This is a genomic window from Streptomyces sp. NPDC005784 (genome assembly GCF_042871525.1).
Lineage (GTDB): Bacteria > Actinomycetota > Actinomycetes > Streptomycetales > Streptomycetaceae > Streptomyces.
This window is the reverse complement of sequence record NZ_JBIAIQ010000004.1, coordinates 183,402-205,003: the sequence shown is the minus strand read 5'-3', so window position 1 is coordinate 205,003 and position 21,602 is coordinate 183,402. Positions and strand designations below refer to the sequence as shown.

At 70.2% G+C, this 21,602-nt stretch carries 18 protein-coding genes; 9 read left to right on the top strand and 9 right to left on the bottom strand.

Features of this window, described 5'->3' with window-relative positions:
• Positions 1 to 295 precede the first annotated feature (295 nt).
• Positions 296 to 2,419, top strand: a complete 2,124-nt coding sequence (locus ACFYR3_RS08790) for a restriction endonuclease (RefSeq protein WP_389282166.1) — start codon at positions 296 to 298, stop codon at positions 2,417 to 2,419.
• An 84-nt stretch (positions 2,420 to 2,503) separates the two neighbouring features.
• Here the strand turns inward: ACFYR3_RS08790 and ACFYR3_RS08785 are convergent, their stop codons facing one another.
• Positions 2,504 to 3,733, bottom strand: a complete 1,230-nt coding sequence (locus tag ACFYR3_RS08785; RefSeq protein WP_355847455.1) for a serine hydrolase domain-containing protein — start codon at positions 3,731 to 3,733, stop codon at positions 2,504 to 2,506.
• Between the two features lie 366 nt (positions 3,734 to 4,099).
• Here ACFYR3_RS08785 and ACFYR3_RS08780 point away from each other — a divergent pair, with 366 nt between their 5' ends.
• Positions 4,100 to 4,630 carry a hypothetical protein gene (locus ACFYR3_RS08780; protein ID WP_355847458.1) on the top strand — a complete coding sequence of 177 codons (531 nt, stop codon included), beginning with the start codon at positions 4,100 to 4,102 and terminating at the stop codon, positions 4,628 to 4,630.
• Positions 4,631 to 4,971: 341 nt separating this feature from the next.
• On the opposite strand, the gene ACFYR3_RS08775 is transcribed toward ACFYR3_RS08780, so the two are convergent.
• Together ACFYR3_RS08775 and ACFYR3_RS08770 are read right to left on the bottom strand one after the other, a co-directional pair.
• Complete coding sequence (locus tag ACFYR3_RS08775) at positions 4,972 to 6,078, bottom strand: serine hydrolase domain-containing protein (protein ID WP_355847461.1); 1,107 nt, start codon at positions 6,076 to 6,078, stop codon at positions 4,972 to 4,974.
• A gap of 95 nt (positions 6,079 to 6,173) precedes the next feature.
• Positions 6,174 to 7,292 (bottom strand): hypothetical protein, encoded by a 1,119-nt coding sequence (locus ACFYR3_RS08770; protein WP_389282163.1) that lies wholly within the window; start codon positions 7,290 to 7,292, stop codon positions 6,174 to 6,176.
• A gap of 156 nt (positions 7,293 to 7,448) precedes the next feature.
• On the opposite strand from ACFYR3_RS08770, the gene ACFYR3_RS08765 reads away from it, so the two are divergent.
• Positions 7,449 to 8,603, top strand: a complete 1,155-nt coding sequence (locus tag ACFYR3_RS08765; protein ID WP_355847466.1) for a cystathionine gamma-synthase — start codon at positions 7,449 to 7,451, stop codon at positions 8,601 to 8,603.
• A 216-nt stretch (positions 8,604 to 8,819) separates the two neighbouring features.
• Here the strand turns inward: ACFYR3_RS08765 and ACFYR3_RS08760 are convergent, their stop codons facing one another.
• From ACFYR3_RS08760 to ACFYR3_RS08750, 3 genes are all read right to left on the bottom strand, one after another.
• Positions 8,820 to 9,068: a hypothetical protein gene (locus tag ACFYR3_RS08760; RefSeq protein ID WP_355847469.1), complete on the bottom strand. Its 249-nt coding sequence runs from the start codon at positions 9,066 to 9,068 to the stop codon at positions 8,820 to 8,822.
• Complete coding sequence (locus tag ACFYR3_RS08755) at positions 9,065 to 9,562, bottom strand: sigma factor-like helix-turn-helix DNA-binding protein (protein WP_355847780.1); 498 nt, start codon at positions 9,560 to 9,562, stop codon at positions 9,065 to 9,067. Before ACFYR3_RS08755 ends, ACFYR3_RS08760 begins: the two co-directional genes overlap by 4 nt.
• Positions 9,563 to 9,759: 197 nt before the next feature.
• On the bottom strand, positions 9,760 to 10,266 hold the full coding sequence (locus tag ACFYR3_RS08750) for a MarR family transcriptional regulator (RefSeq protein WP_355847472.1): 507 nt from the start codon (positions 10,264 to 10,266) through the stop codon (positions 9,760 to 9,762).
• Between the two features lie 165 nt (positions 10,267 to 10,431).
• Here ACFYR3_RS08750 and ilvA point away from each other — a divergent pair, with 165 nt between their 5' ends.
• The 3 genes from ilvA to ACFYR3_RS08735 all read left to right on the top strand — a co-directional run bounded on the left by ilvA (position 10,432) and on the right by ACFYR3_RS08735 (position 13,737).
• The gene (gene ilvA, locus ACFYR3_RS08745) at positions 10,432 to 11,661 is read left to right on the top strand and encodes a threonine ammonia-lyase (protein ID WP_355847475.1); all 1,230 of its coding nucleotides are present in this window, start codon (positions 10,432 to 10,434) and stop codon (positions 11,659 to 11,661) included.
• Between the two features lie 187 nt (positions 11,662 to 11,848).
• The gene (locus tag ACFYR3_RS08740; RefSeq protein ID WP_355847478.1) at positions 11,849 to 12,883 is read left to right on the top strand and encodes an ATP-binding cassette domain-containing protein; all 1,035 of its coding nucleotides are present in this window, start codon (positions 11,849 to 11,851) and stop codon (positions 12,881 to 12,883) included.
• Entirely contained in the window at positions 12,880 to 13,737 is an 858-nt protein-coding gene (locus ACFYR3_RS08735; RefSeq protein ID WP_356785616.1) for an ABC transporter permease, read from the top strand. The genes ACFYR3_RS08740 and ACFYR3_RS08735 overlap by 4 nt, the downstream gene beginning before the upstream one ends.
• 140 nt (positions 13,738 to 13,877) lie before the next feature.
• Here the strand turns inward: ACFYR3_RS08735 and greA are convergent, their stop codons facing one another.
• Both greA and ACFYR3_RS08725 read right to left on the bottom strand, forming a co-directional pair.
• A complete protein-coding gene (gene greA, locus ACFYR3_RS08730) occupies positions 13,878 to 14,375 on the bottom strand; it encodes a transcription elongation factor GreA (RefSeq protein WP_355847484.1) in 498 nt (165 codons plus the stop codon).
• Positions 14,376 to 14,585: 210 nt separating this feature from the next.
• Positions 14,586 to 14,987 carry a DUF4307 domain-containing protein gene (locus ACFYR3_RS08725; RefSeq protein ID WP_355847487.1) on the bottom strand — a complete coding sequence of 134 codons (402 nt, stop codon included), beginning with the start codon at positions 14,985 to 14,987 and terminating at the stop codon, positions 14,586 to 14,588.
• A 151-nt stretch (positions 14,988 to 15,138) separates the two neighbouring features.
• Between ACFYR3_RS08725 and mca the strand changes: the two genes are divergently transcribed.
• Together mca and ACFYR3_RS08715 are read left to right on the top strand one after the other, a co-directional pair.
• On the top strand, positions 15,139 to 16,020 hold the full coding sequence (gene mca / locus ACFYR3_RS08720) for a mycothiol conjugate amidase Mca (protein WP_355847490.1): 882 nt from the start codon (positions 15,139 to 15,141) through the stop codon (positions 16,018 to 16,020).
• Positions 16,013 to 16,306: a hypothetical protein gene (locus ACFYR3_RS08715; protein WP_355847492.1), complete on the top strand. Its 294-nt coding sequence runs from the start codon at positions 16,013 to 16,015 to the stop codon at positions 16,304 to 16,306. Before mca ends, ACFYR3_RS08715 begins: the two co-directional genes overlap by 8 nt.
• Positions 16,307 to 16,463: 157 nt before the next feature.
• Here ACFYR3_RS08715 and ACFYR3_RS08710 read toward each other — a convergent pair whose 3' ends face one another.
• Positions 16,464 to 19,658, bottom strand: a complete 3,195-nt coding sequence (locus tag ACFYR3_RS08710) for a tetratricopeptide repeat protein (RefSeq protein ID WP_355847495.1) — start codon at positions 19,656 to 19,658, stop codon at positions 16,464 to 16,466.
• A 201-nt stretch (positions 19,659 to 19,859) separates the two neighbouring features.
• Between ACFYR3_RS08710 and ACFYR3_RS08705 the strand changes: the two genes are divergently transcribed.
• Positions 19,860 to 21,515, top strand: coding sequence for a recombinase family protein (locus tag ACFYR3_RS08705; RefSeq protein WP_389282157.1), 1,656 nt, complete (start codon positions 19,860 to 19,862; stop codon positions 21,513 to 21,515).
• The last annotated feature ends 87 nt before the right edge of the window (positions 21,516 to 21,602 follow it).

Below are 21,602 nucleotides of genomic sequence, written 5' to 3'. Positions count from 1 at the left end.
GCGGCCCGCCCCGCCAGCGTTTGCCACCCCCCCCCCCCCTCTCTGTCGCCCCGCCGCCCCCCCCCCCCCGCCGGCGCGCGGGCGGGCGCGCGGCCCCCCCCCCCCCCCCCCCGCCTTCGTGCTTCCGACGTGCTTCCGACGGGATGTGACCTGCGCGGATACCCCGGGCGGGCGGCCCTCGCAGGATGGATGTGCGGGACGCCGATTACTGGATAGAGTCACCCTTTTACACATGGTTGTGGGGACAGCCAAGGGGGCCTCTCGGCTGCCGACATCGGGGGAGGGCCTGCAGCACATGAGTCGTCGCTCTACTGGTTTCGTCGGCGTCTGGGCCGAGGTGCAACGGCAGCAGCAGCGCCAGCTGGAACTCGACGCCAGACGGCGGCGGCAGGAAGAACAGCAGGCCCGGGCCCAGCAGCGGCGAGCCGCCCAGGAGTACCGCGAGTACCGGCAGGCCGAGGCACAACGCCGTACCGAAGAACTGGACGCACAGGTCGCCTCGCTGCAGGGCCTTCTCGCCGCGGGTTGCCGGGCCCCCGCCTTCCGGGCCGCCTCGCTCCTGCGCGCCGAACAGATCCAGCCCTTCGCCCCGGGACCGCTGGCGCAGCCGGTCGTCATGCCGGGCATCGGCCAGTACCAGGCGCAGAGCGGCTGGACCGCGAACCGCCGGGCGCAGGCGCAGGCCGAGGCGCAGGCGCGCTTCGAGCGGGACTGGCACGCGGCCCAGGCCGCCGAGGCGCACCGGCAGCGGCAACTGGCTTCGTACCAGCGGGAGTACCAGCAGTGGGCCGATGCCCTTCTGGCTGACGTGCGTCGGCACAACGCCGGTGTCGTCGAGGTGTCCGAAGGGGTCCGCCGCAGGGATCCCGACTCCGTGATCGAGTACTTCTCCGCCGCTCTCTACTCCTCGTCGGCCTGGCCGGAGGGCTTCCCGCGCCAGATCGCCGCCGCCTATGACGCCGCGGCCGGGCAGCTGGTGCTGGACTGGGAGCTGCCCGGGTACGACGTCGTCCCCGAGGGGAAGTCCGTCCGGTACCTGTCCGGGGCCGATCAGGACAAGGAAACCCCTCGTCCTGTGACCCAGCGGCGGAGCCTGTACCGGGAGGTTCTCGCGCAGTGCGCGCTGCTCGTGCTGCACGAACTCTTCGGAGCCGATGACCAGGGCGCACTCGAATCGGTGGTCCTGAACGGCTTCGTGGACGGACACGATCCCACGACGGGCCGGCCGGGCCACATCTTCCTCACGACGGTCATGGCCGCCCGCTCTTCGTTCCTCGAACTGCACCTGGCGCAGGTGGACGCGGGCAGCTGTCTGGCCGACGGACTGCGCGGGCAGCTGTCGGCCCGGCCGGACCAGCTCACTCCCGTACGGCCGAGCCGCCGGCCGCAGGATGTCGGCAACCGCGTTGTCGCACACGGCAGCGACGAGGAACCCGATCTGTACGCCATGGATCCGATCGAGTTCGAGGAACTCGTGGCCGACCTCTTCCGGGCCATGGGGATGCAGGCGGTGACGACCCAGCGCTCGAACGACGGCGGCGTGGACGTCGACGCGCTGGACCCGACACCGATCCGGGGCGGCAAGATCGTCGTGCAGGTGAAGCGCTACCGCAACACCGTGCCGCCCACCGCCGTACGCGACCTGTACGGGACGGTGCAGGACGCGGGCGCCAACAAGGGTGTGCTCGTGACGACGTCGGGGTTCGGCCCCGGCTCGCACACCTTCGCCAACGGCAAGCCGCTGGAGCTGATCCCGGGACCTGAACTCGTGGACCTGCTGCATCGCCATGGCCTGCGGGGAAGGCTGGGCGACGGCGGCCGTTCGCCCGCGGCATCGCCGGCGCAACCGGCGCAGCCGTCGCCGTCGACCATGCAGGCACAGGCCGGTCCGGCGACACCGTCGGCACCGTCGGATCCGGGGACCCGGCTGCCCGACGACCACAACATCCTGGGCATGTCGTGGACCGGACGTGTCGCGCTGGACGTCTGCGCACTCGTCTGCCGGGGCGGACGCGTCCTCAGCTACGATCACTTCGTCTTCTACAACAACCCGCGGACACCGGACGGTTCGGTGCGCGCAGTGCCCGCGGCGCCGCCCGACAAGGCCGCGATCCGGGTCTCCTTCGACGGGCTGCCGGCGGAGGCCGACCGGTTCGTACTCGTGGCCGCCATCGACCCCGAGGTCAACCCGGACGCGGACCTGTCCGGTTTCACGGACGCCGGCATCCGGCTGCTCGATCCGAACCTGGCCGAACTGGACCGGCTCGACGTCTCCGACGGCCGGCCGGGCGAGACCGCCCTGGTGCTCGGCTCCTTCCGCAGAAGGGCCGACGGGGACTGGAAGTTCGTCCTCGGCGGCAAGGGCTACACGGGCGGTCTGGAAGAACTCGTACGGGACTTCGGCATCGCGGTGGAGTAGGGCCGCGGGCGGTCCCAACTCCCGTTGACCGCCTGTGGTCCCCCTGCCTGTGGCAGAGGGACCACCCTGCACAGCCTCCGGAGTTCAGGGCGAGACGACCGCGCCGTCGTAGACGTTGTTCGGCGTGACGATCTGTGTGATGGCCCTGGCGAGCAATGTGGACGGCTCCTGGCCCTGGGGGGAGGCGTCGGTGTTGATCATGATGACCAGGGTGGCCTTCTTCGAGGGCAGGTAGACGGTCACGGTCTCGTATCCCGGCAGGGAGCCGTTGTGCCCGATCCATCCGTTGGCGTCGAAGATGCCGAGGCCGTAGGTCGTTCCCGGGAAGCCGGTCGGCAGTGTTTCGAGGCGCTCCGCCTGGCTCTCGGGGCTGAGCAGGGTGCCGGTGGCGACGATCTTGGCCCAGCGGCGCAGGTCGTGCAGGTTCGAGATCATCGCCCCGGCCGCCCAGGCCCAACTGGGGTTCCAGTCGGTGGCGTTCGCGATGCCACCGCTCAGCGTCTGGTCGGTGTAGCCCTGCGGGTGCGGCTTCGGGAACTCGTTCCCCTTCGGGAACAGCGTGTCGCGCAGACGAGCCGGGCGGAGGACCCGCCGGTCGATGAAGTCGCGGAGCTTGTGACCGCTGACCTTCTCGACGACCAGGCCGAGCAGGATGAGGTTGGAGTTGCAGTACTGGAACTGCGTGCCGGGCGTGAAGGTGTTCGGATGCTTGTAGCCGTACGCGAGCAGTTCCCGCGGGGTGAAGGTGCGCTGCGGGTTGCTCAGCAGGTCGTGTTCGAAGTCCGCGTCGGAGGTGTACGGGAACAGGCCGCTGCGCATCTCGGCGAGCTGACGCAGCGTGATGTGGCGGCCGTTCGGTACGCCGTGGATGTAGCGGGAGATCGGGTCGTCCAGCCGGACACGGCCGTCGTCGACGAGCTTGAGCAGCGCGGTGACGGTGAAGGTCTTGGTCTCGCTGCCGATCCGGACGTAGGAGTCGACGGACATCGGCTTGCGGGTGGCGAGGTCGGCGACACCGGTCGCGCGGACGTAGTTCCCCTTGCCCGGCATCCACAGTCCGATGACGACACCGGGGATGTGGGCCTGCGTACGGACGTCCTCGATGGCCTTGTCCAGCCGGGCGTTCAGCTGGGGGCTGAGGCCGTGCTGCGGGCCGTCGTCGTCGCCGTACCCGTCGGCGTCCACTGCGCGGACGCCTGCTGCGTGGACTCCCGCCGCGTGTTCGGCCGCGGCGGGAGTGGCTGTCATCGGGGCCAGGACGGACGCCACGAGCAGTGCCGAGGCGAACGGGAGGCGGTAGGAGATACGTCGCATGTCGGGGCGCCTCTTCCGGGTCAGGGGAGCAGACGGCAACACCACCATCCGCACCCCCGGCAAAAGCCAGGGTCCGATGCGCGTTCCGTCAAGTCCACTCATTCGGAGCCACGGGCGTCGGCGACACGGCCCAGCCCCCCGTCCGCCACAGGCCTCAAGACCGCCCGCACCCACCCGCGCCCCCGCCCCCGCCGGGCGACCGAACCCATCCCCTTGCATGACAGCCCGGCAACCGCACCGGGGGCGCTGTCCTCAGGAATCGGGTCCTTCGCGAGCGCTCTTTGCCGTGACGTGAGCGAAGTTGTGCGGGATTCGGGCTGGCGTCCCGTCGGAATCGTTTGGGGGGACGGTCGTTCGGGGGGACGGATGAACGGTTGGGATCGGCTCCGGGAGGGAGCGCGGGCAGGTCGTCCGCTGCTGCTGATCGCCGGCCTGTTCGCCGCGGGCACCGTCGTGACCTGGCTCGCGGTAACTCAACTTGCCTACGCCACGGGTGTGGCGGGCACGTCCGGGTACCTCCGGGTCGAGGCCTGCTCCTGGAGCTACACCGGGGGCCACCGCTATCCGCACTGCCACGGCACCTTCCGCTCCGCCGACGGGACCGTGGTGGACCCCGACGCCACGATCGACACCGGCCTGCCCGTCGGAGGAACGGTCGCGTTGCAGCGAACAGCTTCCGCCGGATACGAGCAGACGGGCGTCGGCGCCTCGTTCGGGTGGCTGGCGCTCTCCCTGTTCGGCCTGATGGTGCTGGTCCTGGGGACCCTGCTCGTACGCGCCAGGTCGGGTGCGCGCGGCAGACCTGGCGCCCTGCTGGTGCTGCTGGGCGTACTGGGCGCCGTGATGCTGCTCAGCGCGTTCATAGGCGGAGTGGCCGGCGTGGTCGAGGCGTTCTGAGGTTGCGATTGCGGCCTCCATGGGCCCGACTGTTCGGCTACGGCCGACGACGTCGACACCTCGACGGACGGGCCGTCGGGGCTCTTTTCCGCGTCGCGCACCTACTGCTCGCACGACGGGTACACCGCGACGGTTGCCCCTCGGCACCGCTGGACCAAGCTCGACAACGGTTCCCTCTTCCACTGGAAGAACACCCTCGACACGGAAACGCGCGCCTACACCTCGTAAGACTGCGATCACCTTGGACCGCGTGGACGGCTCCGGCGTCCGGGACGCGCACGGCGCCGGAGTTGCATCATGCGGACGTGGCGGCGAGCCCGTGCCGCCGCACCGCCATTGGATCAGGTCCGCAGACCCTGGAGTCCGTCGTAGGCGGCCATCACCATTTCCAGTCCCCGGTTGTCGTCCGCGGGCTCGCGCATCTGATTCGTCACGTAGGCCACCGTCATACGGATTTCGGGATCGATCACGACCAACGAACCACCCCAGCCGCCCCACCCGTAGGTGTTGCCGAACAGTCCGTAGCCCATGCCCCAACGGATGGGCATGCCCAGGAGGCGGTCCTCGCCGCTGAACTGCTCCTCCCTTGCTCGGTCGCAGCCCGACCGCGACAGCAGCCGTGTCGCGCGTACCGCCCCTCCGCAGGCCATCACCGACTGCACGAGACCGACCGAGCGGGCGTTGCCGAATCCGTTCGCCGCGGGGATCTCCGCACGACGCCAGGCCACGCTGTTGCCGTCGCGGACCCGTATACGGGTGGCGGCGGTGGGAGGCGCCTTGCTGCTGGGCGCGCTCGCGGCGTAGTCCTCGTCCTGGGAGGACGGCGGGATCGCGAGTGCCACCCGGTCGTCGTGCTCGGCGGGCAGCCCGATGTGGAAGTCGGCGCCCAGCGGTCCGGCCACCTCCTCCGCGAAGAACTCACCCAGGCTGCGGCCGGTGATCCGGCGTACGACCTCGCCCACGAGGAACCCCTGGGTGAGCGAGTGGTACCCGGCCGCGCTGCCCGGCTCCCATTGCGGAGTCTGTGCCTCCAGACGTGCCGTGGCGGACGGCCAGTCGTAGAGCTCCTCGACCGGCCCGTCCCAGTCAGGCAGGCCCGCGGTGTGTGCGAGCAGGTGCCGCACCAGCACTTTTTCCTTGCCCGCCCTGGCGAACCCGGGCCAGTAGTGGCCGACAGGCGCGTCCAGGTCGAGCTCGCCACGGTCGGCCAGGATCAGCGCGCACAGCGCCGTCATCGTCTTGGTGACGGACCAGACGCTGGTGATCGTGTCCCGCTGCCACGGGATCGAGCGGTCCGCGTCGGCGAACCCGCCCCACACGTCCACCACCGGTTCGCCGTCCACGAAGACGGCCACCGAGGCGCCGGCGTCCCCCTCGTCCAGCAACGCGGACAGTGCGTTGGGCACGGCGGTGAAGAGGTCGTCGTACGAGCCCTGGATGTCGGCCATGCGTGGTATTTAGCCCGCAAGGGCGAGGCTGGGCAACCGAATATTTTTGGCCACGGACCCGCGGTGTCGTGTCGCCCTCGCCTCGCGTGGCGCCGTCAGTGCGACAGCGTCGCCGGGCTTCCGCCGTTCGCCTCGTATCCCGCTACCGCCAGGGCGCGGTATATCGCGTAGTCCGCGGCCGGGTCGGGGGTCAGGGTCCAGGGCAGGGCGCCGACGTGGCCGTCGATGTGCACCAGCTGGTCCATGGCCTCGGACCAGCGCTCGCCGCGGACGAGGAAAAGGACCAGCAGGTGGCGGACGTGGGCGAGCATCGGGTCGTCGGGGCGGGCAGCGTGGACCGCGTACAGCGCGCCGTGGACGGCCTTGGTCACGACCTCGCTCTGGTAGAAGCTGCGGACCAGGTTCACCTCGGGGAGGTGCTCGAACACCGCGAAGAGCGGCATCGCCGCGAGGAGGGAGCCCTGCGGCGCGCGTGCCGCCGCGGCCTCCGCGAAGGAGTACGCCGTCTCGCGCGAGCCGTGCCACTTCTCGCACCAGTAGTGCAGGGCCGCCAGATGCGCGCCCATGTGGGAGGGCGCGCGGTCCAGGATCTTCATCCAGAGCTTCTCGAACTCCGGCTGGGAGTAGGCGAGTCCACGGGCCACCGACAGCTCGATGATGTACGGGACCGGGTCACCGGGGGACAGTAGCGCCGCATCGCCGCACGCGGACCGCGCCTCCTCCATGATGATCCGGAAGTCGTCGGTCCCCGGCGTCGACGTCCGCCATGCCTGCTGCACCAGGAACTCGGCGTGCACCGCCGCGCCGCCCGCGTCCTTGGGGGCCTCGGCGCGCCACACCCGCAGCCACTGCCCGCCGGGCGTCTCGCTGACCCCGCCGGGGCGCTGCTGAAGCTCCAGCGACGCGGCGCCCGCGAAGGCCTGCACCCGCTGCCAGCGGGTCTCGCCCTCCGTCTCCGTGCCGGCCAGCAGCTGCGAGGCCGCGCGGTAGTCCTGGGTCCGCTGCACCACGTCCAGCACGTTCAGCAGATCCGCGTCCGGGCCCGGCATGCGGATGTCCAGCTCCTCCTGGCGCAGGAACCCGTAGTTCGCCGGGTCAGCGGCGTCCGGGTCGCCGGGCGAGACCAGCTGTACACCGGCGCGCCTGCGCCGCAGCACCGGCAGCAGCACCAGGCTGAACATGGCCAGCGACATCAGGCCCCACAGAATCTCCATGCCTCAAGCGAACCAGACGGGTCCGACAATTGGCCAACCCGGTCCCGCCTCGGGTTCCGTCCACGGTCCCGCCCCGGATCCCGAAGCGGGACCCGGCGGTCCCCGCGAGGGGTGTACGACGTCATGAACGCCGGGGGAGCACTACGCTCGGGACTCATGAGCGACAGGCACATCAGTCAGCATTTCGAGACACTCGCGATTCACGCGGGCAACACCGCCGATCCCCTCACCGGCGCGGTCGTCCCGCCGATCTACCAGGTCTCGACCTATAAGCAGGACGGCGTGGGCGGGCTGCGCGGCGGTTACGAGTACAGCCGCAGCGCCAACCCCACCAGGACCGCCCTTGAGGAGAACCTCGCCGCCCTGGAGGGCGGTCGCCGCGGCCTCGCGTTCGCGTCGGGACTGGCGGCCGAGGACTGCCTGTTGCGTACGCTGCTGAGCCCCGGCGACCACGTGGTGATCCCCAACGACGCGTACGGCGGCACCTTCCGGCTCTTCGCGAAGGTCGTCTCGCGGTGGGGCGTGGAGTGGTCGGTGGCCGACACCAGCGACCCCGGCTCGGTACGCGCGGCCCTCACCCCGAAGACCAAGGCGATCTGGGTCGAGACGCCCTCCAACCCCCTCCTCGGCATCACGGACATCGCCGTGGTCGCGCAGATCGCGCGTGAGGCCGGTGCCCGGCTCGTCGTCGACAACACCTTCGCGACGCCCTACCTCCAGCAGCCGCTCGCCCTCGGCGCCGACGTCGTCGTGCACTCCCTGACCAAGTACATGGGCGGCCACTCGGACGTCGTGGGCGGCGCCCTGATCACCGGCGACCAGGAACTCGGCGAGGAGCTCGCGTACCACCAGAACGCGATGGGCGCGGTCGCCGGGCCCTTCGACTCCTGGCTCGTGCTGCGCGGCACCAAGACGCTCTCCGTGCGCATGGACCGGCACAGTGAGAACGCGGGCCGGGTCGCCGAGATGCTGACCCGGCACGCGCGCGTGACGCGCGTTCTGTACCCGGGTCTCCCGGAGCACCCTGGTCACGAGATCGCCGCCAAGCAGATGAGGGCGTTCGGCGGCATGGTCTCCTTCCAGGTCGAAGGCGGCGAGGAGGCGGCCGTCGAGGTCTGCAACCGCGCCAAGGTGTTCACGCTCGGTGAGTCGCTGGGCGGGGTGGAGTCCCTGATCGAGCACCCGGGACGCATGACGCACGCCTCGGTCGCCGGTTCGGCGCTGGAGGTCCCCGCCGACCTCGTCCGCATCTCCGTGGGCATCGAGAACATCGACGACCTGCTCGAGGACCTTCAGCAGGCCCTGGGCTGAGCGGGAGCCGTCGTCCGGCCGGAGGGCACGGCCGGCGCTCCCCGGGGCGGCGGGAGCGGTCGTCCCTCCGGAGGACCACGGTTGGACCAGGTTTGGGCCAGGTTTGGGCCACGGTTTCAGCAGGCCCGCGGTCGAGCGGAGACCTTCGTCCGGTCGGCGGTCACCAGCCCCGTCGGTGGCGGAGGCGGGTCGTCAGCCCGTCAGCGACGGGGCCGGTCACCAGCCCGTCAGCGGTGGGGTCGTCTGCGACGGCGGCTCCACCCACGGCCGGGCCGTCGCCGCCCAGACCACGAAGACGACGGCCGCGGTGATCAGCACCAGCCACAGCAGTCGCCGGGCCACCCTCCTGCGGCGCAGCATGCGCCCTCCGCGGCGTACGACCTCGCCGTACAGGTCGGGGGGCACCGGGGGCGGTGACTGCTCCATCATCTGTCGTACGGCCGCCTCGCGCTCCGGCAGATTCATGACGGGGCCACCTCCACCCTGGTCGGCGCCGGGCCGCGGGGCGGGTGCAGCAGGGTCGCCATGGCGCGGGCGCAGATCGCCCCTACACGTTCTGTGGGGAGCCCGAGCAGGGCCGCTGCCTGCTCCTCGGCGACCCCCTCGTACAGCCTGAGGACGAGGATCAGCCGTTCCTGGGGCGTGAGCGGGGCCAGGACGTTGCCCGGGGAGGGGCGCTGCCGCCCGAAGCTCCCGTACTGGTGCCAGGCGGTGCGCTGGAAGCGTGCGGCCAGTTCCCGGCGGGCGCTGTCGTAGGGGTCCTCGCCGTGCAGCCGGTCCCAGGAGGCGTACGTATGGGCGAGGGCGAACGTCAGCAGTCGCCGCGCGCGCGGGTTGGCGTCCCGGGGCTCCGCGGTGAGCAGCGTGGCGGTGTGCAGCAGCCGCCCTGCCGCGCCCGCCACGAACGCCTCGAACTCCCGGGCCCGGCGGACGCCTTGGGACGCACGCCGTTCTCGCACCATGCCTCCCGCCTGAGGGCAACCTTGAGGAAGGGCCCGCGGCCGCGTGCGACCCGTCGCACCGTGTACGACTAGGACCCGGTCTCATATGAGGCCAGGTGCCGCCTTCCGGTCAAGGGTTCGGCCCACATGCACGCGCGCGTGGAGGGGTGGGGAGGCCCGGGGGTACCGGGCACGGAGCACCGTCTCCGCGCAGTTCAAGAGGTCGGTTCGGACTCCGGCACCGGCATGCCCTGGGCCGCCTGGCGGGCGGAGAGCGCGCTGTTGAAGCGTGTGAGGAGCGCGCAGAACACCTCGCGCTCCTCCGGTGCCCATTCGTGTGTCAGCTCTGCCATCAACTGACGCCGGGAAAGCCGTACTTCGTCGAGCCTGGACTGGCCGCGCGGGGACAGCTGGAGCACCACGGCGCGTCCGTCCTCGGGGTGCGAGGTGCGCTTGACGAGCCCGGTGTCGACCAGCGGGGCGACCTGCCGGGTGACCGTCGAGGAGTCGATGCCCATGCTCGCCGCGAGCGCCTTGACGCCCATCGGCCCTTCTTTGTCGAGACGGTTGAGCAGCAGGTACGCGGCCCGGTCCATGGAGTTGCGCACCTGCCCCACCCCGCCGAGCCGGGTCTGTTCCGCACGGCGCGCGAATACCGCGACCTCGTGCTGCAGGGTTTCGAGAAGACCGGTGTCACCGACGGTCGTCATGTCCATCGACATTTCTGGTGTTGTGGGCATGGCCGGGGGCTCAATTCATGCGTGGGGAGCTGGGTTGGGGGACAGGGTACGCGGCCGGGGCGCGGGCCGTACCGGGGCTGCGCAAACACAGTCTCGGAGCGTGGTCACGCCGGGAGTGCGCCCGCGTGAACTGCGAGACTGGTGGTCATGAGCTACAGCACGGCTGACTCCTTTCCCAGTGTGACTCTCGACGACGTACGCGGCGCGCAGAAGATGCTCACGGGTGTGGCGCGGGTGACCGCGATGGAGGGCAGCAGGTACCTGTCCCAGCTGGTGGGCGCACCGGTGCAGTTCAAGTGCGAGAACCTCCAGCGGACGGGCTCGTTCAAGCTGCGCGGGGCGTACGTGCGGATCGCGGGCCTGCTTCCCGAGGAGCGCGCCGCGGGTGTCGTCGCCGCGAGCGCCGGCAATCACGCGCAGGGCGTCGCGCTCGCGTCCTCGCTGCTCGGCGTGCGGTCCACCGTGTTCATGCCGACCGGCGCACCACTGCCGAAGGTCGCGGCCACCCGTGACTACGGCGCCGAGGTGAGGCTGCACGGGCAGGTGGTCGACGAGACCCTGGCCGCCGCGCAGGAGTACGCGCGGAAGACGGGCGCCGTGTTCATCCACCCCTTCGACCACCCCGACATCATCGCGGGCCAGGGCACGGTCGGCCTGGAGATCCTGGAGCAGTGCCCCGAGGTACGCACGATCGTTCTGGGGATCGGCGGCGGCGGGCTGGCGGCGGGCGTGGCCCTCGCGGTGAAGTCGCTGCGCCCGGACGTACGGATCATCGGGGTGCAGGCGGAGGGTGCGGCGGCGTACCCGCCCTCGCTGGCAGCCGGACGGCCGGTGTCGATCGAGAACCCGGCCACGATGGCCGACGGCATCAAGGTGGGCCGGCCCGGCGACGTGCCGTTCCGCCTCGTCGAGGAGCTGGTCGACGAGGTCCGTACGGTCTCCGAGAACAACCTGTCCAGCGCGCTGCTGCTGTGCCTGGAGCGCGCCAAACTGGTCGTCGAACCGGCCGGCGCGAGCTCCGTCGCGGCACTGCTGCGCGCGCCCGGGTCCTTCGAGGGCCCGGTGGTGGCACTGCTGTCGGGCGGGAACGTGGATCCGCTGCTGATGCAGCGCATCCTGCGGCACGGCATGGCGGCGGGCGGCCGCTATCTGGCGGTCACGCTGCGGCTCACGGACCGGCCCGGCGCCCTGGCCACACTTCTCGGGGTGTTGTCAGTGGCGGACGCTAACGTCCTGGACGTGAGCCATGTACGGACCGATCCACGGCTCGGGCTCACGGAGGTGGAGGTCGAGCTGCACCTGGAGACGAAGGGGCACGACCACTGCGCCGAGGTGAATCTGGCGCTGCGCGAGGCGGGTTACACGGTCATCGACTGAGGTCGGAGCCACCCGCGGAGTCCGGTCGTCCCACTAGGGAAAAATCCATTGAGAGACGCGATACATCGCGTTATGGTGTGTGTCTGGGTCGGCGCCCGGGCGGGGCCGAGCCGGAAGCTTTTCTCGTTGCGTAAAAGTCTGAATTGCGTGCAAATCCGAAAAATCCCCAACGACGTGGAGAACTCTCATGCCAGGCGCCATCTACGCCGAAGGCCTGGTGAAGACCTTCGGTGACGTAAGGGCTCTGGACGGCGTAGACCTCGATGTTCCGGAAGGCACCGTGCTCGGCCTGCTCGGGCCGAACGGCGCGGGCAAGACGACCGCGGTCCGCTGTCTTACGACCCTGCTGCGCCCCGACAGCGGCAGGGCCGTCGTCGCGGGCATCGACGTGGTCAAGGACCCCGACGCGGTACGGCGCAGGGTCGGCCTCTCCGGACAGTTCGCGGCGGTCGACGAGTACCTGACCGGCCGCGAAAACCTCCAGATGGTCGGACAGCTGTACCAGATGAAGGCGAAGGCCGCGAAGATCCGCGCGGCCGAGCTCCTGGAGCAGTTCCACCTCGCCGACGCCGCCGACCGCACCGCGAAGACGTACTCGGGCGGTATGCGCCGCCGCCTCGACCTGGCGGCGGCCCTGGTCGTGTCACCCCCGGTGATGTTCATGGACGAGCCGACGACCGGCCTCGACCCGCGCAACCGTCAGCAGCTGTGGGACGTCATCAAGCAGCTGGTCTCCGGCGGTACGACGCTGCTGCTGACCACCCAGTACCTCGAAGAGGCCGACCACCTCGCGCACGACATCTGCGTGGTCGACCACGGCCGCGTCATCGCCCGCGGCACCGCCGACGAGCTCAAGGCGCAGACCGGTGGCGAGCGCGTCGAGGTCGTCGTGCACGAGCGTGAACACATGGAGACCGCCTCCGAGGTGCTGCGCGGTTTCGGCAAGGGCGAGACCACGGTCGAGGAGCACACCCGCAAGCTCACCGTGCCCGTCACCGGCGGCGCGAAGCTCCTCGCGGAGGTGATCCGCGAGCTGGACTCCCGCGGCATCGAGATCGACGACATAGGCCTGCGCCGCCCCACCCTCGACGACGTCTTCCTCTCCCTCACCGGCCACGTGGCCGAGGAGAAGGCCGAGGAGAACGGCGGGTCGGCGGACGCCCGGGCCGGCAAGGGCAAGGAAGCCCGGACCGACAAGACCAAGAAGGAGGCCGCGAAGTGAGCGCCGTCAGCGACGCCGTGCAGGTCACGGCACCCTCGAACCCGGTCGTCCAGTCCATCCGGGATTCCCTGGTCATTGCCAGGCGGAACCTGATAAGGATGTCCCGGATCCCTGAGATGGTCATCTTCGGACTCATCCAGCCGATCATGTTCGTGGTGCTGTTCACCTACGTCTTCGGCGGGTCCATGAAGATCGGCGGCAGCACCAGCGCCACCGACTACACCAACTTCCTGATGGCCGGCATCTTCGCCCAGACCGTCACCTTCGCCACCGCGGGCGCCGGAGCGGGCATAGCCGACGACATGCACAAGGGCCTCATAGACCGCTTCCGGTCGCTGCCCATGGCGCGGGGCGCGGTGCTCACCGGCCGCACCCTGGCCGACCTCGTGCAGACCGCGCTGACCCTGCTGGTCCTCGCGATCGTCGCCCTGATGGTCGGCTGGCGGGTCGGCTCGAACGGCAGCACCGACGCGTTCCGTGTCCTCGGGGCCTTCGGGCTGCTGCTCCTGCTGGGGTACGCGTTCACCTGGATCGGCGCGCTCATCGGCCTGTCCGTGCGGACACCCGAGGCGGCCACCTCCGGCGGGCTGATCTGGCTCTTCCCGGTCACGTTCATCTCGAACGCGTTCGTGGACACCAGCAACATGACCCCCTGGCTGCAGCATGTCGCGGACTGGAACCCGTTCAGCGCCACCGTGCAGGCCTGCCGCGTCCTGTTCGCCAACCCCGGGGTGTCGACGTCCGACGCCTGGCCCATGCAGCACCCGGTCTGGGCCTCGGCGATCTACTCCGTCCTGATCGTGCTGATCTTCCGGACACTCGCGGTCCGCAAGTACCGCTCGGCGACGGCGTGACGCGGACATCGGCCCGGACATCGACCCGGTGACGCGGACATCGGCCCGAACGTCGACGTAGACATCGGCCCGGACGTCGACGCGGATATGACGATGCCCCCGGCATGCGGCCGGGGGCATCGTCGTCGCTGGTCCTGGGCTCAGCCCTGGTACGGCACGGCCTTGAGGATCTTCACCGAGGCGAGCTTGCCGTTCGGCAGCTCGTACTGGGCGTCCTCGCCGACCTTCTTGCCGTTCACGCCGGAGCCCAGCGGGGACTGCGGAGAGTACGTCTCGATGTCGGAGCTCGCGTACTCGCGCGAGCCGAGCAGGAAGTCCAGGGCGTCGTCCTCGTCGCCGTCGAAGGCGATGGTGACGACCATGCCCGGTGCGACCACGCCGTCCGCAGCGGGAGCCTCGCCGACCTTGGCGTTCTCCAGGAGCTGGGTCAGCTGGCGCACTCGGAGCTCCTGCTTGCCCTGCTCTTCCTTGGCCGCGTGGTACCCGCCGTTCTCGCGCAGGTCGCCCTCCTCGCGCGCGGCGGCGATCTTGCCGGCGATCTCCGTGCGCGCAGGACCAGACAGGTACTCCAGCTCGGCCCTGAGCTGGTTGTACGCCTCCTGGGTCAGCCAGGTGACGTTCTCGCTGGTCTGGGTCACAGGTGCTCCTCGTAGGTACTGGGATACAAAGCATCGCCCTACCCAGAAGCATGTTCTCTCACGGGTGGGCGAAACCACGAGCCTAACAATTCAGCGGCTCTGAGGGGAGGACATAAGACATCAGAATTGCATCAACGCAGGTCAGCTACTAGTTGCTGAGAGTGATGCAGGTCTGTGTCGATGCCGTCGGGTCCGGGTCGGCGGTGCCGCTCAGCCCGTGTGACAGCCGAGGAGTTCCGCTGTGGAGCCGCGGGCCGTCGTACGCAGGGTAACCACCTTGTCGAGGCGGGAGGAGCCCTGGTCGAAGCGGAAGTCGGCGCGGCCCACCTCGAGGCCGTCGGCGCTCTGTGAACGCAACGTGCAGTAGCCGTTCGTGCCCGAGTCCTTGTGCACCTCCAGGTGCACCTCGACCGCGCTGTCCGAGACCGCCTTGAAGGTGATCACCTGGGCGCTGATCTTGGTCCCGGCGATGTAGTCGTAGCCGAACCAGCCGACCAGACCGATCAGGGCGACGCCCAGGACGCTCCCGATGATCTTGAGCTTCCGGTCGGCACGCTCGTCCGCGGAGCGGCCGTACCGGCCCTCGGGCAGCTGCGTGCTCGCCGTGCTCATGATCGTCCTCTCGGCTGGGATCCGTGAGAAGGGCCCCGGAATTATTCGCCCCCCGATTCCGTCACTATAGAAGCCGCCCAAAGCGCTGATTCACGCCGGGCGCCGACAGCCGACCTACTCAGGCGACAGCCGACTGACCGAGGATTGAGTCTTGACTGACCAGCTGCGACTGATGGCCGTTCACGCCCACCCCGACGACGAGTCGAGCAAGGGCGCGGCCACCATGGCGAAGTACGTGTCCGAGGGGGTGGACGTGCTGGTCGTGACCTGCACGGGCGGGGAGCGCGGCTCCATCCTCAACCCCAAGCTTCAGGGCGACAAGTACATCGAGGAGCACATCCACGAGGTACGCAAGAAGGAGATGGACGAGGCCCGCGAGATCCTCGGCGTCAAGCAGGAGTGGCTCGGCTTCGTCGACTCGGGCCTGCCCGAGGGTGACCCGCTGCCCCCGCTCCCCGAGGGCTGTTTCGCCCTGGAGGACCTCGACAAGGCGGCCGGCGAGCTGGTCAAGCAGATCCGCTCGTTCCGCCCGCAGGTGATCACCACGTACGACGAGAACGGTGGCTACCCGCACCCCGACCACATCATGACCCACCAGATCTCGATGGTGGCGTTCGAGGGCGCGACGGACACCGAGAAGTACCCGGAGTCCGAGTTCGGACCGGCGTTCCAGCCGCGGAAGCTCTACTACAACCAGGGCTTCAACCGCCCGCGCACCGAGGCGCTGCACCACGCGCTCCTGGACCGCGGAATGGAGTCGCCCTACGGGGACTGGCTGAAGCGCTGGAGCGAGTTCCAGCGCGCCGAGCGCACGCTGACCACGCACGTTCCGTGCGCGGACTTCTTCGAGATCCGTGACAAGGCGCTGATCGCGCACGCCACGCAGATCGACCCCGACGGCGGCTGGTTCAAGGTCCCCATGGACATCCAGCGGGAGGTCTGGCCGACCGAGGAGTACGAGCTCGCGAAGTCCCTCGTCGATACATCCCTCCCCGAGGACGACCTCTTTGCGGGCATCCGCGACAATGCCTGACATGAGCGCAAGCCTGGCACTGACGCACCTCGTCCCCCTCGCCAAGGAGGTCGACCAGAACAAGGTCACCCCCGGCGTCCTCGGCTTCATCGTCTTCGCGGCGATGGCCCTGGCCGTCTGGGGCCTGATGAAGTCCATGAACCGCCACATGGGCAAGGTCACCTTCGAGCAGGACCCCGAGAACAAGGCGGCGGGTTCCGGCGGCGCGGAGCGGTCCGCCTCCGGTAAGGCGACGTCCGGCACCGGCACCGGCACCGGGGGGAAGGCCGCTCCCGCGAAGGGCTGAGCCAACCCCTGCGGGAGTGCCGGTCCTTATGGGAGTGCCGGTCCTTACGGGAGCGCTGGCCCTTACGGGAGTGTCGGCGCCCGCGGGAGCGCCCGCCTCTGCGGGAACTCCTGCCCCCGCGGGAACTCCTGCCCCCGCGGGAGCGCCTCGCCACTCCTTACGTCACCACGGTCACGCCCATCACCTCGCGGGCGTGCCGTCCCGGCACCATGCCCAGGCGCCAGGCCTGCCAGCCGGCGTCCAGGTCCACTCCCCGCTCCAGCAGCAGCTGATACGCCTCGATGAAGTCGTCGAGCCTGCCGTCGCGGGTGGGGTGGCCGGCGCGCGAGAGTTGCGACAGTTCCTCATGGGCCACCGCGGTCCCCACCTCGTGGCCGCCCGGGGCCGCGTACGGGAGCAGGGTGCAGCGCAGGAAGCGGGCCCAGTCCTCCCCTCGATGGTCGCCGTACGAGGCGAACAGGCCGACCGCCTCGTCGCACAGGGAAAGCGCCTGCTGGGTGCGGGCGTTGCCCGCGTCGACGACGGCGAGCTCCAGACAGGTCCACGCCTCGCCGTGTGCCACCCCGATGCGCTGGAAGTCCGCGCGGGCGTCGACGAGGAGCTGGCGGGCGAAGCCCGAGTTCCGCAGCGAGCCCGTCTGCGCGGCGCGCTGGTCGCGGGTCACGCGGGCCGAGTGGTGACGCGCGCAGGCCAGGCCGTAGACGTCCCGCATACGGGAGAACATCGTGCGGGAGCGCTCCAGTTCGCGCACCGCCTGGTTCAGGTTGCCGGTCTCCTCCAGGGCCTGGCCCAGGTAGTAGACCGTCCATGCCTCGCCGCGCGCGTCCTCGTTCTCGCGGTGCCGGGAGGCCGCCTGGCGCAGCCCGTCGACCGCGGAGGACGGGTCGCCCCCGACGAGCCGGGCGCGGGCCAGCTGAGTGAGTGCCCAGGCCTCGCCGCGGGCGTCGCGCGTACGCCCGTACAGGTCGAGCGCCTCGCGCAGTTCACGCTCGGCGCGCGGCACGTCGCCCATGCGCAGGCCCAGCTGGCCGAGCTGGAAGTGGGCCCAGGCCTCGCCGTGCACCGAGCCGCTCTCGCGATGCAGGACCAGGGCCTCGGTGAGGAGGTCGAGAGCCTGCACGAGCCGGGATCTGTCGCGCTCCACCGCCGCCAGCGCGTGCATCGTCCAGGCGCGGTCGGCCGCCAGCTCGGGTGAGGCCTGAAGGTCCATGGCCTCCTGGAGCTTGGCCGCCGCCTCGATCAGGTTGCCCTGGTGGTGCAGCGTGATGCCGAGGGAACACAGCGCCCTGGCCGCCCCCGCGTCGTGATGGGCCTCGAAATAGAGGTCCACCACCGCCGCCAGGGTCGTCCGCGCCTTGTCCAGCTCGCCGAGCTGGCGGGCCGCGATACCGGTCCGCCACTGGACCGAGCGGACGAGGAGCCCCTGGTCGACGGCCTGGGTCAGCTCGCTGATCTCGCCCAGCCGGTAGAGGTCGCCGCGCAGCAGGCAGTAGTCGCACAGGGCGCCCAGCAGGTTGAGCACCGCCGCCTGGTTCACCCCCTCCGCGTGCCGCAGCGCCGCCGTGATGAAGCTCGACTCGTCGTCCAGCCAGCGCAGCGCGGCGTCCAGGGAGGTGAAGCCGTGCGGCCCGAACTGGTCGGCGCGCGTCGACGTCTTGCCGTCCACCAGGCGGATCACCGAGTCTGCGAGCTCCGCGTAGTTCACGATCAGGCGCTCCTGCGCCGCCGTGCGCTCCGAGGGCTCCTCCTCGTCGAGGAGACGGGCCGCGGCGAAGGCCCGCACGAGATCGTGCAGGCGATAGCGGCTGCCGCGCACATGGTCGATCAGGCCCGCCCTGGAGAGGGCGGTCAGATGACGGACGGCCTCGGGTTCGTCCGTCGCGAGGAGGGACGCCGCCGCTGCCGCGCCCAGTGAGGCGCGACCGGCCAGGGCGAGCCGGCGCAGCAGGCGGCGCGCCATGTCCGACTGGTCCGTGTAGCGCAGCCACAGCACCCGCTCGACGGGTTCCACGGGGCCGTAGGCCGCGAGGTCGGTGGCGAGTGCGCGTGGGGTGCGCGGGCCGAGCGAGGAGCCGGCGACACGCAGGGCCAGCGGCAGGCCGCCGCACAACTCCCTTATCCGGTCGGTGGATTCGGCGTCGTACGGACCGGACGTGTCCTCCGCCGCCGCGGCCAGCAGCTCCTCGGAGCCCGCCGCGTCCAGGGCCTCGACGGGGAGCTGGTGCACCCAGGCGGGGAGGTCGGCGGGCAGATCGAGGGGCTTGCGTGCGGTGACCAGGACCAGGCTGTCCGAGCGCTCGGGGACCAGCGTGCGCACCTGCTCGGCGTCGCTCGCGTCGTCCAGCACGATCGTCACGGGCAGGCCCGTCAGATGCTGGTGATACAGCTCGCTCAGACGTCTGACCTGCTGGTCCTGCGAGGAGCGCTCGCGGAAGAGGAGCTGTTCGCGCGGGGCGCCGAGCCGGTTCAGCAAGTGGAGCAGCGCGTCGCGGGTGGGGAGAGGCGGGTCGTCCGGGCTGTCGCCCCGCAGGTCGACCACGCACGCGCCGCGGAACTGGTCCTTGAGGGCGTGCGCCGCCCGTACCGCGAGCGTGCTGCGGCCGGAGCCGGGCGCGCCGTGCAGCACCACGACCGTCGGCCTCGTCTCCGTGCTCGCCCGAGCCGCGTGCACCCACTGCGCGACCCGCGACAGCTCGGTCCGGCGCCCGGTGAACGGGCCTTCCCGCTCCGGAAGCTGACCGAAGGACTGCTCGAGCACACTGCGCCGGCGGGCAGCCGCGCTCTTGTCCGTGCGCCGTAACTGGGGCGCACCCTTCTTGGCGCCGGTGGAAGCGTTGAGGACTCGCTGCTGGTCGAGGTACGGGCGGACGCCCCGTACCTCCAGGGCCGTCAGCCATTGGAGGCGCAACTGCTCGGGGCCTCCGGGCTGCCCCAGGGCTCCGGCCCGGCGGCTCGCGGCCGGCACGTGTGAGGCCGTCACCTTGAGGACGGTCGCCGCCGCGCCCGCCACGGCCACCGTCGCTCCGGTGCCGACGGCCGTGCCCGCGCCGGTGCCGAGGGCCAGGTCGGCGACGACGGCCGCGAGCGCGCCAACGGCCGCCACCAGCAGGGGAGTTCCGGATCCCTCGCGCGCGAACCGCTGCCCGAAGGTCTGCCGGCCCGCTTCCGACTCGTCCAGCGCCCGTGTGTACGCCGTGTACTCCCCGGCGGCGGTCTCCGCCATCGCGTCGAGCGCGGCCCGCGCCCGCGACAGCAGCGCGCCCCCGTCCACGCGCCCTCCGGAGCGGCGTACCTCCTCCTCGACGGACCGGACCAACAGCCGCTCGGCCTCCGCCCGATGGCCGTCCCGCATGTCACGTCCCCCTCCGACAGCAACTCCCTGGCCTACGAGTGTCCTTCGGGGAGGACGCGAACGCGAGAGGGCCGTCGATCAATCCCGCCGGGAGATTGTCCGGAGTATCCATTACTGCCGGTGGATAGTGCTGCATTTCAGAAAAGTAGGAGTCAAAGATCCATTCCTCCCTATTCTTTCTCTTGATCGGGAGGGACTGACATGCGCGAGGATCACGCGACATTGGCCGGGCTGGGGTTCAGCCCGGACGACTTGGCGTCACTGGGGGTGGACAAGCCCGCGACGGCGGAGCCGTCCGGACTCATGGATGCCTATCTGCGACGCAGCACCAAGAAGGAGGACCTGGCCACGCTGCGAGGTCACGTGCGAGATGTGGTGCGCTGGGCGCAGGCGAACGGGCTCCAGATCCGGCACATTTGGTTTGAACAGCTCTCGGCGTCCAAGAGCTACGTACGGCGGCGGGAGTTCGAAAAGGCCACCCAAGCGATCATGGACGGGAAGTCCGGGACGCTCGGCGTTTGGAAGACGGACCGCTTCGACCGGCGGGGCATGGGTGCGGTCGGCAGGATGCTCGACGAGTTCGACCGTCGGCAGGCACGGCTCGTGTCCGTCTCCGAGGGCCTGGACTCGTCGAGGGGCGGTCGGATGGTCTTCGCCATTTTGAGCGAGCGCGCCCGGGAGGAAGCCAAGGACATGGCACAGCGCGTCAAGATCGGTCATGAGTCGCACAAGGCGGAGGGGCGACGAGGCACGGGCAGGCCGCCGTTCGGGCTCCGCAGCGCACCGGGGAGCGGCAAGGTCGAACCCCACTCCGAGGAGTACGGCACGGCCCGCAGGCTGGCGGACCTGCTGCTCGAGAAGTGGACGACGAAGAACACGGCCCACAAGCTCAACGAGGAAGGGCACCGGACCCGGAGCGGCGCCACATGGTCGCCCACGGCGGTGAGCAAGCTCGCTCAGTCCCCGCTCTTCGCGGGCATGGTCCCGGTCCGGAGGCGCAGGACGGACGAGCACGGCAACCCTCTGGACATTTGGGAGGGTTACGGCGAGCCGCTGCGCGACGAGATGGGCGAGATCGTCATGTGCGGTACGGGGGTGGTGACGCCAGCCGAGTGGTTCAGGGTCAAGGCGCTCATCGCGGAGCGGACCGACACACGCTGGGCGAAGGGAAAGCCGGAAGGGAAGTACCTGGGGACGGGGAGCTACCGGTGCGGTCGGATGCGCGAAGGGGCGGGTTCGGGGGAGCCGCGGCTCTGCGGCGGCCGTATGAGCCATCGGGGAGGACGCTATCGATGTGAGGTGCGACAGATGCGCGGCAGATCAGTCTGTCAGGGCGTCGTGACCCTCGCCGATCGCATCGATCGGGCTGTTGGGCAAGCGTGGATCGACCACGTCGCCGCCCTTGAGCCCGACAACCCCGTAGTCATCGCGTTGGCACGCCGGTGGCTCGCCTTCGCGGCTCCCGAGACGCAGGTGCGGAAGGAGGAAGCGCAGAAGGCGCTTGAAGCCGCACGCCAGCGGGTGAGGAAGCTCGAAGACGACTTCTACGTGTACGGGAAGATGGACGAAGAGCGATTCGAGGAGCTCAGTGAGGGGCAACGCACCGTCATCGAGAGCATGACCGCAACCCTGGACGGGCTGGACGCGGAAGCCGCCCTGTCGCCGGTGACGATCGAAAGCCTGCGTGAGGCGTGGAAAACTGCGGACATGGCGGACAGACGGATGCTTCGCAAGTGCGCCCTCGGCGACAAGGGCGTCACGGTCAGGCCGGCCACCCGGCAAGGGGATCACACCCCGATCTTGGAGCGGCTCGAATTCGACTGGCTCTCGCAGAAGGACCTCGCCACCAGGCCGTGAAACCGGATGGAGACCGGGCCGTCCAGCAACGGTCGGAAAGCCCTTCCGTGGATGGACGCGAGCACGACGGGCACCAGGTCCAGGGTC